This window comes from Algoriphagus sp. 10J20-15 (assembly GCF_055809615.1).
The window spans coordinates 54,102-67,663 of the sequence record NZ_JBVVUG010000006.1 but is presented as its reverse complement, the minus strand read 5'-3'; the positions used below and the strand labels follow the sequence as shown (position 1 = coordinate 67,663).

16 protein-coding genes are annotated in these 13,562 nt (G+C 45.1%); 10 read left to right on the top strand and 6 right to left on the bottom strand.

Annotation, left to right across the window (positions count from 1 at the left end; genetic code table 11):
- The first annotated feature begins 375 nt into the window (after positions 1-375).
- From AC0L6R_RS03685 to AC0L6R_RS03650, 8 genes are all read left to right on the top strand, one after another.
- Entirely contained in the window at positions 376-1,767 is a 1,392-nt protein-coding gene (locus tag AC0L6R_RS03685; protein ID WP_473269975.1) for a hypothetical protein, read from the top strand.
- Entirely contained in the window at positions 1,764-2,318 is a 555-nt protein-coding gene (locus AC0L6R_RS03680) for a carboxypeptidase-like regulatory domain-containing protein (protein ID WP_473269974.1), read from the top strand. Before AC0L6R_RS03685 ends, AC0L6R_RS03680 begins: the two co-directional genes overlap by 4 nt.
- Positions 2,290-3,048: a TonB-dependent receptor plug domain-containing protein gene (locus tag AC0L6R_RS03675; protein WP_473269973.1), complete on the top strand. Its 759-nt coding sequence runs from the start codon at positions 2,290-2,292 to the stop codon at positions 3,046-3,048. The genes AC0L6R_RS03680 and AC0L6R_RS03675 overlap by 29 nt, the downstream gene beginning before the upstream one ends.
- Entirely contained in the window at positions 3,020-3,376 is a 357-nt protein-coding gene (locus AC0L6R_RS03670) for a hypothetical protein (RefSeq protein ID WP_473269972.1), read from the top strand. Before AC0L6R_RS03675 ends, AC0L6R_RS03670 begins: the two co-directional genes overlap by 29 nt.
- A 58-nt stretch (positions 3,377-3,434) precedes the next feature.
- Entirely contained in the window at positions 3,435-3,761 is a 327-nt protein-coding gene (locus AC0L6R_RS03665) for a hypothetical protein (RefSeq protein WP_473269971.1), read from the top strand.
- Between the two features lie 405 nt (positions 3,762-4,166).
- On the top strand, positions 4,167-4,994 hold the full coding sequence (locus AC0L6R_RS03660) for a hypothetical protein (protein ID WP_473269970.1): 828 nt from the start codon (positions 4,167-4,169) through the stop codon (positions 4,992-4,994).
- Positions 4,995-5,149: 155 nt separating this feature from the next.
- A complete protein-coding gene (locus tag AC0L6R_RS03655) occupies positions 5,150-5,701 on the top strand; it encodes a RagB/SusD family nutrient uptake outer membrane protein (protein WP_473269969.1) in 552 nt (183 codons plus the stop codon).
- A 71-nt stretch (positions 5,702-5,772) separates the two neighbouring features.
- On the top strand, positions 5,773-6,474 hold the full coding sequence (locus AC0L6R_RS03650; protein WP_473270034.1) for a RagB/SusD family nutrient uptake outer membrane protein: 702 nt from the start codon (positions 5,773-5,775) through the stop codon (positions 6,472-6,474).
- Between the two features lie 42 nt (positions 6,475-6,516).
- Here AC0L6R_RS03650 and AC0L6R_RS03645 read toward each other — a convergent pair whose 3' ends face one another.
- Together AC0L6R_RS03645 and AC0L6R_RS03640 are read right to left on the bottom strand one after the other, a co-directional pair.
- A complete protein-coding gene (locus AC0L6R_RS03645; protein ID WP_473269968.1) occupies positions 6,517-6,810 on the bottom strand; it encodes a DUF6520 family protein in 294 nt (97 codons plus the stop codon).
- Between the two features lie 631 nt (positions 6,811-7,441).
- Positions 7,442-7,774: a MauE/DoxX family redox-associated membrane protein gene (locus tag AC0L6R_RS03640; RefSeq protein WP_473269967.1), complete on the bottom strand. Its 333-nt coding sequence runs from the start codon at positions 7,772-7,774 to the stop codon at positions 7,442-7,444.
- Between the two features lie 1,017 nt (positions 7,775-8,791).
- Between AC0L6R_RS03640 and AC0L6R_RS03635 the strand changes: the two genes are divergently transcribed.
- Entirely contained in the window at positions 8,792-9,568 is a 777-nt protein-coding gene (locus tag AC0L6R_RS03635) for a sensor histidine kinase (RefSeq protein ID WP_473269966.1), read from the top strand.
- 285 nt (positions 9,569-9,853) lie between these two features.
- Entirely contained in the window at positions 9,854-10,582 is a 729-nt protein-coding gene (locus tag AC0L6R_RS03630; protein WP_473269965.1) for a LytR/AlgR family response regulator transcription factor, read from the top strand.
- Here the strand turns inward: AC0L6R_RS03630 and AC0L6R_RS03625 are convergent.
- The 4 genes from AC0L6R_RS03625 to AC0L6R_RS03610 are packed head-to-tail and all read right to left on the bottom strand — an operon-like array spanning position 10,575 to position 13,220.
- The gene (locus tag AC0L6R_RS03625; protein ID WP_473269964.1) at positions 10,575-11,756 is read right to left on the bottom strand and encodes a lantibiotic dehydratase C-terminal domain-containing protein; all 1,182 of its coding nucleotides are present in this window, start codon (positions 11,754-11,756) and stop codon (positions 10,575-10,577) included. The two genes, AC0L6R_RS03630 and AC0L6R_RS03625, sit on opposite strands and share 8 nt — an antisense overlap.
- Positions 11,675-12,187 (bottom strand): lantibiotic dehydratase, encoded by a 513-nt coding sequence (locus AC0L6R_RS03620; protein WP_473269963.1) that lies wholly within the window; start codon positions 12,185-12,187, stop codon positions 11,675-11,677. Before AC0L6R_RS03620 ends, AC0L6R_RS03625 begins: the two co-directional genes overlap by 82 nt.
- Positions 12,147-12,596 carry a hypothetical protein gene (locus AC0L6R_RS03615; protein ID WP_473269962.1) on the bottom strand — a complete coding sequence of 150 codons (450 nt, stop codon included), beginning with the start codon at positions 12,594-12,596 and terminating at the stop codon, positions 12,147-12,149. Before AC0L6R_RS03615 ends, AC0L6R_RS03620 begins: the two co-directional genes overlap by 41 nt.
- A gap of 6 nt (positions 12,597-12,602) precedes the next feature.
- On the bottom strand, positions 12,603-13,220 hold the full coding sequence (locus AC0L6R_RS03610) for a lantibiotic dehydratase (RefSeq protein ID WP_473269961.1): 618 nt from the start codon (positions 13,218-13,220) through the stop codon (positions 12,603-12,605).
- Between the last annotated feature and the right edge of the window lie 342 nt (positions 13,221-13,562).

Genomic DNA, 13,562 nt, shown 5'->3' with positions numbered 1-13,562 from the left:
GTCGGGACTACTCATACAGATCAGGGAGCGACGTTACACGATGATGGAGATCATCTGCTGCAGCATTTCATTAGCTCCATTACTTCATTTATTTCTTATTCATTATTGCTGGACTACTGGAAATCGGTAGGGTGGAAGAGGTGTGTCTTGATTTGAGTACAAAGTATCAAGTAGGAGAGTGCTCACTTCAGTATTTGGAAGTCATTAGTGAAGAATTTTGAATCTGAAGATGAGATTGCTTCGTCCTTCGTCCTCGCAATGACGGTACTCTCACCGCACATCGGCTTTCAGATTTCTGAATTAAGCTTTCAGACTTCCTACTTCCAACACCGGTCACCCGACATCGGACACCCAGCAATACAAACATCTAAAGCAATGAAAAAAACACTACTCATCTGCTTACTGGGACTGCTATGTCTACCCATAAGCACACTCACAGCACAGGTTGCTTATACACCTCCGGAGTCTGATTTGGTTGATCACTCCGGCTTACCAGGGCAGGAGGGCGAGAGTCCTTCTGCTCCTCTGGATACTTTGAATATTGGAGATCAGATTCCCACTGGGATAGAATTCTCCGAGGTCTTGCAGTTTGAGTCGGATAAGCTCCGCCTGGATGATAATTTGGGTAAGTATGTTATTCTGGAGTTTTGGGCTCCTACCTGTACGGCTAGTATCGCTTCCTTGCCTCATCTGGATGCCATCCAGAAAAAGTACGGGGAGAGAATTGCGGTTCTGCCTATTTCGGTCTTTCCCCAAGATAGGATTTTAGGGGTCATCTCTGGGATTGAACGTCTGGATGCAGTGGAACTACCTTTGGTGGTAGATGCTGGGAAGATGCTATCCTACTTTCCGCATTCGGTGATCCCCCATGTGGTGGTACTCGATCCTGAAGGAAGGGTAGTCGCCATCACGGGGATCGAGGATATTACCACTGCGAACTTGGACCGACTGCTGAGTACTGGTGAATCCTCCTTTAGAACCAAGGAAGATACCCGTGTGAGGCTTCCCAAAGGGGAGCGGCTGGTTTCCGGTTCTCCCGAGGTAAGCAATAAGAACATTTGGTTTCAATCTGCAATGACAGGATATATCCCGGAAATACGAGGGGGACTTTACCAGAACTTTGAGGAAATGTCCCATATCAGGATTACCAATAGGCCACTCTATGACCATTATAGCCTGGCCTATTCCGGAAAAAGCATGGTGGACTATTATGGTAGAAACCGATTTGAGACTGTAGGATTCGGTGAAGAAGAGCTCACCACCTCCAAGTCGGGCAATGATTATAGGGCGTGGATGGCACAGGGGAACCATGTGTTCGGGTATGAGCTGATTGCCCCTGCCCATACGGATCCTTATAAGATGATGAGGGAAGATTTAAGACGCTTCTTCCCGCATATTGAGGCTAAGGTAGAGAAAAAGAAGAAAACGGTCTATGCATTGATCCAGCAGGAAGGTCACGCCTATCCTCCTTCAGATACTGAACAGAGTTCTTATACCATGGATGGCGGCCTTGAAATGAGGAACCTTTCCATACAGGGGCTGGTACATCATCTGAATGTGGTCTTTCTTCGCAATAGTCCCTATCCGGTCATCAACAAGACGGGATTGGACTATCCCATCGATCTGGATCTCCAAGCCAATTTTTCCGATGTGGAAAGTTTGGGTCAGGCACTCAGGGAAAAAGGACTTGACCTCATTTTACGTGAGGAAGAAATCAGTGTTTTGGTGATAAGAAAAGTCGCGGAACCTAAACTACTGGCCTTATGAGAACTCTTCGATATCTATTGGTTGGTCTGATGGTCTTTGTTTTTCAGACCTTGCAGGCGCAGGAGTTCTTACAAGGAACGGTAATGGAAAAAGGCAGTGGCATTCCCATGGCCGGTGCATTGGTTTTGATTACGCCGGATATTGGCTCCTCGGTGGCTGATGAGGAGGGGGAATTCCAGATGGAATTGGATGCTGGGGAGTACGAGCTCAGGGTAAGTTTTATGGGATATAAAACCCTGACCACAAAGGTGAGGGTACCGTCGGGGAAGGTACTTCTACTGGAGATGGAACCCATGGAAATGGGACTGGATGAAGTGGAGGTGGCATCCACAGGCTATCAGGAAATCCCAAAAGACCGTGCCTCAGGTTCATTTGTAACGCTGGATGAGGAACTGATAGACAGGCGGGTCAGTACCAATTTGGTGGACAGGCTGGAAGATGTGACCTCAGGGTTAATTTTCAACAGGGCAGGGGATCAGACGCGAGACGCCCATTTCCATCCGTGGAAGAAGTACACTAGGGGTGTTTTCCCAGCCTTTGATTGTCATTGATAATTTTCCCTATGATGGAAGCCTGGATGACATCAACCCCAATGATGTGGAAAGCATTACCGTATTACGGGATGCGGCTGCCGCTTCTATCTGGGGAGCACGCGCAGGGAATGGGGTGATTGTAATCACCACCAAGTCAGGTAAGCGGAATCAGGAAATGAAGGTGAGCCTGACTGCCAATTCCAACTGGATCCAGCAGCCCGACCCCTTCCTTTCCCCGGTCATGGGTATTGATGAATTTATAGCGATAGAAGAGGAGCTTTTTGAGAAAGGGTATTACAACAGTACCTTTTCCAATCCTACACGTCCTGCGGTCACCCCGGTGGTGGAAACACTTTACCAGGAGAGGAAAGGGCTGATCAGCGGTGAGGAAGCTGACCGCCGAATTGCCGCTTACCGGAGTTATGACCTTCGGGAAGATATTCAGCAGTACCTCTACCGTCCACAGCTGAACCAGCAGTATAGCTTGGGTTTGTCGGGCGGATCTTCTGCCCATAGCTACCTCATTTCTTTGGGCTATGACGACCAGCGACTCTCTGAGGTAGGCAATTCAAACAACAGGTTTACCTTGAATGTGAAAAATGATTTCCGTTTGGTTAACGATAAGCTGGGCGTACAAGTAGGGTTTTATGGGGCAAAAAGCCGGGAAGTGGATCAGAATGCTGGACCAGGTGACTCTGAGCTTTACCTCGGCCCAGTCCATGTATCCCTATGCCCGTCTGGCCGATGAAAATGGCAATCCGCTTGCCTTGACCAACAGGTTTGACAATTCATTCAAGCGGGAAGCGGAAGCATCAGGCCTGCTGGACTGGGATTACGTTCCCCTGGATGAAATAGGGCTTAGTCCCACCAAGGATTATCTGGATGACTGGAGATTGAATCTGGGACTGGATTATGCGTTGCTCAAAGGGTTGAAGGCCAGGATTCTCTATCAATACTGGCAGATGAACACACGCAGCGAAAGGCTGTATGACCAAGACAGCTATTACGCCAGGGAGGAGATCAACTTGTTCAGCGAATTCGATGGGAACGGAAACCTGATCCGGAACATTCCCTGACGGCGGGATCTTACAGCATTCCAGCAGGTTCTCCAACAGTCATTCAGCCAGGGCAATGGTGGAATATGCGGGAGATTGGGATAATAATTGGGAATTTAACTCTCTGGCTGGGGCAGAATTGAAAATGCTCGATTTTGAAACATCCAGTCAAAGACTGTACGGGTACAATGCAGAAACGGGCAGTACCCAGAAAGTGGATTACCTAGCTGTTTTTCCCCAGTATAATTTTCCATTGATCACGTCTCCGGTTACCCATGCGGATGGTGTAGGGGCTGGGGCAGACCGCTTTTATTCCCTGTTTGCGAACGCCTCGCTTACCTATTCAGACCGCTACCTGCTCACCCTGAGCGCCAGGAAGGATGCTTCCAATCTGATTTGGAGTTGAGGCAAACCAACGGGTGGTACCACTTTGGTCGGCCGGCCTGGGCTGGACACTCAGTGAGGAAGACTTTTACAACTGGGAGGGCTTGCCCTATCTAAAACTCAGGTTGTCCTGAACTGGTTATAACGGCAATGTGGACCGAAGCCTTTCTGCCTTTACCACTGCAAGGATAGCGACCAGAAATACATTGACCAATTTGCTCTTATGCGCAGATTGTCAATCCCCCTAACCGAAACCTGCGATGGGAACGCATCAAGATCACCAACCTAGGGCTGGACATGGAAAGTAAAACCGGCAGGATCTCCGGGACTTTGGAGTTTTACCTGAAAGACGGGCTGGACCTGATGGGACAGTCCCCTTATCCCCCGAGCGGCAGGTATACTGACCTTCACCGGTAATAATGCCTCCATGCGGACAATAGGCTATGATCTGCAGATGAACACCAGAAACCTAAAAGGAGGATTGAAATGGAATACTGCCTTTTTGCTGTCCGGCCTAAAGGAAAGAGTGACTGATTATGAGGTAGAATCCCCGGTAGCAAGTATTCTAGACAGAGGAGCATCCGGAGGGGGTGGGGGAGTGAACTATCCGGTGGAAGGAAGGCCGCTGTTTTCTTTCTACAGTCTGCCATGGGCTGGTTTAAACCCGGATACTGGAGCTCCTCGTGGCCTCCTTGATGGAGAGCCTACCGAGGATTACCGTACGCTGGTCAATGAGGCGAGCCTGGAAAGTATTGTCTATCACGGTCCTGCCAGACCCACAACTTTTGGATCCTTGCGGAATACCTTCAGTTTTAAAGGGATCAGCCTTTCTGCCAATATCACCTACCGTTTTGGTTATTATTTCAGAAGGACTTCAGTTCAGTACAGCAGTATACAGATGGGCAGGGGGGGGCATTCAGATTATGGTCTGAGGTGGCAGAATCCGGGAGACGAACTGTTTACCCAGATTCCTTCCCAGCCTGCTTCCATAGATAACCTGAGGGATACCTTCTATCGCAACAGCAGTGTGCTGGTCGAAAAAGGCGATCATATACGGCTTCAGGATGTCCGGTTAGGCTATAGCCTTCCAAAGAAGGGTAATGGTTTCTTCTCCGGATTTAGCCGGTCAGAAATCTTCCTTTATGCCAATAACCTGGGGATGATCTGGAAAGCCACCGATACAGACTGGGATCCGGATTTTGGAAGGCAGATACCCAGAAAAAGCATAGCCGTAGGTATTCAACTTGATTTTTAACAACAACTAAAGGTAGCCGGAGACTTTCTTCATAAAGGGGAGGAGTGATTACCTCCAAAATACAATATTCCGGCTTAGCTGTGGAGCCAGCTGGCTCCACGGCACCTTTTAACTTAGACTTAAATACGATGAACAGAATAAACATAAGATTAATAATGTTCGGATTCAGCCTGCTTTTATGGGGCTGTGAGGGATACTTGGATGAAAAGCCCAATCAGAATCTGGTAGTGGTGAATACCTTGGCAGATGTGCGGAGTCTTCTGGATAATTCAAATGTTTTTAATGAGCAGCCCGTGCTGGGGGTATTGGCAGCAGATAACTATTATCTCGCTGATGCCGGCGTGGCAGATTTATCCGTTTACCAGATAGGCTCTTATTTCTGGATGGACGATCCTTTTCAGGGAGACTATGTAGGCGACTGGATTTCTCCCTACGAACAGGTGTTTTATGCCAATGTGGCACTGGATGCACTGGATGATTTGGATAAAAATGAAGGGGTAGGATCCGCTGAACTTAGGGGAGAGGCCTTGTTTCACCGTGCTTATGCCTATTATCAGTTGCTTCAGTACTTTGCCCCTCCTTACCAGATGGCTGGTGGAAATGATAAGTTGCTGGGGATTGTGCTGAAGGATAGCCCAGATGTCAATGAGAAGAGGCATTCCGATCCAATCTGGAGGAATGTTACAGGAAAGTTCTGGATGACCTGAATGAAGCGGTGACCCTTTTACCGGATTTTCAGCTTCCTAAAACCAGACCAAGTAAAATTTCTGCACTGGGAATGCTGTCCCGTCTGCACTTGACCCTATTTGACTATCAGGCAGCTGCAGCTACGGCAAGAGAAGCATTGGAGCTATATCCAGATCGGCTTGATTTTAGGGAAGCGGACGAGACTGCCCGTTTTCCCTTTGAGCGGATGGGTAAGGAGGTCATGTATTATTCCGCTTTGTTGACTGTTTCTTTCAATAGGTCTTCCGAAGTATATGTAGATACTTTGCTGGCTGCTTCCTATTGGGAGAATGACCTTCGTCTTCCGGTTTATTTTGACTCAGTGGGTCCAAATAGACTCTCCTATACAGGAAGGCTTTCCGGTACCACTGGTATGTTTGGAGGTATCAGTGTGGGAGAATTGGAGTTGAACCTGGCGGAAGGATTGGCCAGAACGGGGGATGATTCCGGGGCTAAGGAGGTGTTGGGGGAGTTCTTGTCCAGAAGGATCACTGGTGATGAAATCCCTGCTTTGGAAGAAAGGGGAAAGGAGTTGGTCCGGTTAATTCTAGAGGAAAGAAGAAGGGAGTTGATCGGAAGGGGGCTCCGTTGGACTGATCTGAGAAGAATAAATCAGGAAGCGGATTATGCAGTAACCTTGCAAAAATCTTTGAATGGAGAGTCCTATATCTTGGAGCCTAATTCGTTGAGGTATACCTATCCTATACCTGATGATGAGATTGTATTATCCGGTATCAGGCAGAATGAAAGGTGAAAAAAATCCCAGGGAAGAATTACCCTGGGAATTAACCTTTTATCATAAGGCGACATAGGTACCTTCTTCCAGATTTTCTATGGTGCCAAATGGATTGTCATTGACGAACTCCACTGCACATTCCTGAGAACTTTCATCGCATTCATAATCCACAAGGATTTCCTCATTGGTTATCTCACGATAGCCGTTGGTCATCGCATAGTCGGGATGAGAATCCGGGGTCCAGACTTTGGTGGCAGTTTTTTCTGTTACCATAGACGGTACATTCATGGCCATGGCCAAGGTTGCTCCGAATACTAATCCTAGTGCTGGGAGCAGATTTTTAATTGATTTCATAATCTGGTCAGTTAGTGGGAGGTTTCTCCCTGTTGAACATAGATTTTACGCAGTTCCACTGATCCGGAGCCCCTTCCAGGGACTTCAACCTTCATGAGGAATCCGTCCAAGAACTCCGGGTCAGCGGATGAACCGTCCGGGTTTCCCCGGTTTTGGGAGTCGATTCGAATCCCTGCACCGCCGAGTGTTGACTGGCATCTTCGCTCCCAGTCATGAAGATGGACGCTGCGGTAATTATGGTTTGATTTCCTAAGACTGATGGTCTTTGAATTTGTTATTTCTGCTATTTTTTGCAGCCCGTACTTTAGAATCTTGGGCTGTGGGCGACGGCTCCACTTCCGTCGCCCTTTATTATGATGATTACTCTTGCTTCATGTGGGTATTATGCCTTCTTTACTTATATTTGCATTGTTGTAGCATTTGGCTACCGCCTTAATAATTAAAGCTTAACAACCCTAGGAAAGCCTGAGACTATCGTCTTGGGCTTTTTTGTTGGCTTACACTCAGTCAAACTATCAAGCAGCTAACCTTCTACAGGTAACATTCTTCCTCCTATTAGTGAAGTTTCGGTATGGGTTAATGCGAAGCACGGTGGCGACTACGAAACTTTTAACCTATTAACCAGTACTTCTTAATCCTTAACTTGCATCGAATCTCTTTGATTAACTGTCCATAATCCATAAACTGAAATACCGATACACCCCAGATTCATCCAGAAATGCTCCGCCCATCCCAAGCTCTCCAAAATGCCCGCACAATTACACGGCAGCCTTGGGAAAGCTCCCACCCAGATCAGTCCCACATAGGTGGTAAAGACAGTGAGCAGGAGGGCACTGCTTATGTATCCCCACCATCTAGTAACTGTAAAGAGCAGGAGCCCGGTAATCAGCAACTCAGTGATTGGTATTGCATAGGATAATATTTCTGCCAGCTCCGCAGGAAAGGTTTGGTTGCGAAAAAGCATTTCTGTTTGCTTCCCAGCGGAGAAGTTTGTCCAGTCCGGTGTAAGTCCAGAGTAGGATCAATAGCGCTGAAGGTATTTTTGATATCATGTACATTTGAGTAGGATTAGTCCAGGATAACTCCTGTGAATTTTATGATCCTGATTTAACTCCTTTGGGTTTCAATAGGCTGTAAACCAAGGGGTATAACCGAAAGATGTGCTCTTTTGTATTGGGGTAAATGTGGGGAGAAAGAGAAACTTAAAGCAAGAAGATGGCGAACATTGCAGGGTTTTTGGTGAAATTCGCAGGCAACTTGAATAAGTAGTTGGTATAGCTAGGTGGATTTTTGAATTTATGTAGTTTGGGATATCCCGAACAGGGAGTGGCATTGCCTTTTGGGATACCTTAACTATAAGCTTACTGTTGATTAATCGGATGTGGAATTTTCCTAAAAATTTTTGAACGCTGATTTATAATGATTAACTTAGTTTGTTCTAAAGTACATTTACTTTTTTGGAAACAGTCATTCTTTATTAGTAGTGGAGAATTAATAGAATGATAGGGTGTATCACTTTGAAGACCTGTTAATCAAGCTGTATAGGCAGGAAGGGGTTGGAAAATAGTTACTTCAACTAATGCTTTACGGGTTCCGCCCATTTGTTTACTAAAAAGTATCAGAATAGGCTAGCATTACTGGTCCATGGTTTGGGCCATGCAGAAAAAAAACCTGCACAGTGGCAGGTTTTGGAAACCGGAAAATTTTTGGGATACTGATTTACCTTAAAAATATCCGGTGCAGTTGGCGGACTTCAGTAGAAGTCATTCTACATCAGAACAGCTCAATTTTAAGCTCAAACACGTGTAATCGTGGTACGACACTCCCGGAAGAAGCTTCCTGTTACCTTACCGGTTGTGCTGTTGCTTTTTTTCTGATAACTGATTTTCCTGATGGATCCGAGTGCCCTCTGGCATTCCTCGATAGTTTGTTTGTTGATCATAACATGTGATTTTTTGGTGTCATGGAAGCTAGTAATACTATGAATGGGTCTGACCGATCAGACGAAAGTGGCTGGTTTTGGGGTGTAATTGACAAGTTTGCACATCCGACAAAATATCCTCTCTACTTACTTTTCCTAATTTTTCTCTTTTATGCCTTTGTGGATCTGGTTTTGACCTTGATAGAATACGGTGAAATCGACGGATTGGCAATGGCACAGTACCACTTTATTACAGGGTATCTGACCTGTGCCATGTATTTCAAGTTGGTTCTCCCGGAATTTGTCAACCAAACAAGAAGGCTTCGGGCGATGGTATATTTTCTGATCTTATTTTCCGTTTTGGTAGCTGTGAAACTGTGGGTACATCAGGTGTTTTTGGGTGAAATTTCTTTGTCCAAAAGTTTTCTTGTGAATGAATTCAACAGGCTCTTCAATTTTTTGATCTTAACCTCTGTGGTGTGGGCTTACTACTATAACCTTGATCTAGGGAAGAGTAAATATGATGTGGAAATCAAGCACGAACAATTGAAGGTAACGCATCGGTCCATGCAGCTGAGTTCCCATTTTGTGTTGAATTCCTTAAGTAGTTACCTGTCTAAAATAATAAAACTTTCTCCTGCTCTGGGAACGGAATTTATCAGCCTGATTTTTTTGTTCAGGTATAGTTTTAAGGGATTTGCTGAGCCCAATTTCCTGAATGAGGAAATAAAGGCGGTGGACAAATACCTCCAAATCCAGAAAATGCGGTTTCCAAAGCTTTCATTAATTGCAGTCATTGAGGTAGCCCCAATTTCAAAAATGCTGCCCATGCCCTGAAGTTATGTCTCCTTACCTTGGTGGAAAATGTATTTTTTCATGGGGATTATTCTAATGTGGACCACCCCTGCAGTATTAAGTTTCTGCTTGTTCAGGAAGAACCTTCTATGGAGTGGGTATTCAGGGTTAACATTGCCAACAAAGTTCAGAATAGAGGGATAAAATTTCGTTCAGGCTTTGGAGCCTCTGCTGTTTTCCGTGTGTTGGAATATGAATTCGGCGATGGATTTCACTATAGGGTAGAGTCAGACGAGTCAAATTATTCCTTACAGCTTACAATACATTATGCGAAAACGATACAAAATAGGTCTGATAGACGATGAGGAGCATATATTGGATATCCTGATCCAAGAAATCTCCATGCTACCGGATTATGAGATTGGGTTTGCTACTTCCGACCCCTTCTTGGGCTTGGAATATGCCCGCGATGGAATGGCGGACATCCTTATAACTGATATTTTAATGCCTGAGCTGGGCGGACTGGAAATATCAAGAAAACTGATAGATTCAGGGATCCCGGTGATCATTTGTTCAGGTCACTCAAGATATGCTATCCAGGGGTATAAAGTGGAAGCGCTTCATTTTTTGGAGAAACCACCTGAATCTGTTGATCTGGCTGAGGCCCTGGAAAAGGCAAAGAAGAAATTGGACACCCTGTACTGGGTCAGAAAGGAAATAGAGGGAGAAATTCGGGTGATAAGCGATAAACTTGGATATCGAAATCAGGTGTTTAATCCCTCAAAAATCTTATACCTGGAACAGCAGAACAAAAAGTCCATCGTAAAGCTGGATGATGGAAGCGAATTTTCTATGCCTTCTTCCTTCTTGGAAAGTCTGAAGAAACTCCGGTCCAGATATATGGTTAGGGTGCATCAATCTTATGCAGTAAATATTCTAAAAGTGAGCAGACTTCATCCGGAGGAATGTGAGCTAGTCTCAGGGGATATGATAACTATGAGTAGAACCTATAAGGAAGAGGTGAGACGTATTTTTGAAAACAAACGAATTAATTGATGGGGCACTTATGCACCTTGGACATATTCAGATGTAGGGAAGGGGCCTTTATCTTTCCATTGGTATATACCTGTTTTCCTAATTCCCTGTAGAGCCTGTATCTGATCCTACGTTCATGGTATTGTGTTTTCTGTGGAAAAAACCGGTTGACCATCATATGAAGGTGGTTTAGCAGAAAATGACTACCTGAATTTCCCAAAGTATAAAAATAGTCATGGGAGCGTATGATGTTGAGGTAGGTTGCTGCAGGGAATATTTCTATATCATTTGTTGATACATAATCAAAAGTTGATTTATAGGCAGAGACTTGGTTGAATGGCATATTTTTGACTTCAGCTTTTAGTTCTTCAAACAACTGGGGGTAGTTGGGAGACTGGGATAATATGAGCGTCCAAAGTCTGATAAGAAGGTTTTCTTTATCATCTGGCTCATCATGAAGGTGTAGGTTTTGATTGGTTTTTGTGGCTAGGAATTTTGATTCCATATGGAACAGGCAGTGCGAAATTTCCAGGTCTTTGATTCCGTATTTGGAGGTTTCAGGGAAATAATGTGCTGTTTTCCAATCCAATCCTTCTAAGGAAAACAGGTTAGAAAAGTAGGGTAATAGCACACACTTTTCCTTGGTAGCTATTTCCAATAGGCGTAGGCGGATCTCAACAGCCCCGTTTTTGCCATAGATTAGAAAAAACCAGGTTGTGACAATGGAGCTGGTTTCCGGTTTTTCCAAATGTTGGAACAGGTACTCCAATACCTCTGGGATGTCGGATTCGACTAGAGTAAAAGTGAAACAGAGGCAGTGATTATAGGCACTAGTTATAGGATTGAACTCCCCTGACAAAGGGAGTGTGGGGCGAGGCCGGGAGTATTGGAAAACAAACTGTGGGTAAGCTGCCGTACCATCTTCTGAGCGAAATATGCCGGAAGGAAACCAGGATGGATCACTGATGTAGAGTGTTTTGGAGCGTTTAAGTTCTTGCCATAGTATCTGCAAGTCGTCCGGGTTGTACCGGTTGAGCAGTAGCTCCCTGTCTGCATGACCGGCAAGTATGTGCTGGGGAATACCCACCTCATCCAGTTTTTCAGGCAGTTTAGTTAGATCGTAAACATGATCGGCAGCAAGCCTCCATTCTTTGGCTCTGAAGACAGATTTTTCCCACAATTGAGCTGGGAACAATAGGAAGTGTTGGTGAAAGATTCTTCCTGATAGGGCTTAAATCTAAACCTTTCCTGATGGGCGGCCTCCCATAACAGCCTTAGGATAGGATGGGTGATCTGTTCTCCGTTCAAGGGGTGCAGGATAACTGGTATTACTCTTTTCCCGCTGGGTTTATGGAATAGCTGGATTTGGTTGGCGCTCATTCCTAAGTACAGCTCATCGAATCCCAGTTGGTTTTGAGTTGCTGGAACGAAAGCAGTGATTTCATAAGCGAAGAGGTTGGTGACATTGCAGATGTGTTGTTTTGAATCGGATTCTTTTAGCAACAGATGCGCATAGATCACGTCATTATCGGCATAGATACAGTTTTTGGTTTCTTGGCTGTGTGCCTCTATCGCTGGATGCCTGTTAAATCTTCCGGTATAAACAAAAGGACGGTTGCATACCATGTTTTCTATGACTGGGTTTCCCAATGAGTCTAGCCGAAAAAGAAGCTGTAGATCGTTGAATTTCTGCTTGATCGAGTTCTTTGGAAGGAAAAAATTCCTCAAGGTCTATGGAATGTTGGGTTTGATGGACGGGTAGGATCGGGGTAATGTCGTTTACAGGGGAATTGTTTGGCTGTAGAAATTGCCCGGAGAGAAAACCACTGTGGGATAAGAGTGTCTCAAGGTTGAGGTATCGGTCATCAAAATGGGTGGTGAACCAGTTTTTGAAGTCTCTCATATAGTTGCTTTCCTCCTTTGCAAACAATGCTCCCGCCGAATCTATGAACTGTTGCAGTTGCTGTTTTGTGGTTTCAGGGATTTCGAGGTGATTTTGAACCGCCATGTCGGTACCGGTGTATTGGGATTCCATCAGTATTCAGGGGTCAGAAATCCTGTTTCTAGAATCTGCTCCCATAGCTTTTTTGCCTGATTTAAAGCCATATCCGATTCGTTTGGATTGAGTAACTTTTGGAATACAAGGAAGTCTATGGGTTGTTTTGATGCCTGGTATGATCAGGGTTTCAAAGAGGCTGTTAACTGGAAATTTGCATCCCTTCCAGTGTTTGCACTTATCATCAAAGATCAACGCATGGTAATACCCGAGCTTTTTATGGATTCCTGGAATCAGTCGGTAGTGGCTGTTCAACGGGGTTAATTCAGACTCAGTGTTTTCGGAGGGTTTTATTCTGCTACTGCTGACCACTTCTTCTGTCTGCAGGGGAAAACGTAGGTTTATTTGATTACCCCACTTACCCACGCCAACTCCGGCAAACTTTCCGAACGGAGTAGGGCGGAAACGTCCACGTAGCAGGTATTTCCTGAGTTTGATCCTGAGTTTGGGCTCCAATTCCGCAAATGGTTTGCTTTGAAGCTCACGGTAAAAAGCAGTAGAAGAAAGCTTAATTGCTTCTAGGATGGTTGCTCTGTTTAGTTCGAGTTCTGCCGGGTCATCGATGTTATAATGGAAAAGCGGGATTCTGTATAGTAAAGACATAAGGATTGTTTTTTCTTCAATCCTAGCTGTAAATGTGATTGGTCTGATGTTTCTGGTGAAACTGTATGGGATTTAGGTGAACTTGGCATAGGTCCCCTTACTTTTCAAATGGATATTCATCGGGAAATAGCAGGTGACTTAGTTGCTAAATCAATGGATCAGAGAGGTTGCTTTTTATCGAAGTTAGAGGCATGTTATGCAGCATATCCTATTTTGGACCACTCGATTGGTATGATCTACTAGATTGACATATCCCTAATAGCATTGAGGATTTAAATACCAGGCGCCTTAAGGATGGGGCATTGATTGACTTTTTTGAACTCTTGAAGTCAGGAATTGCTG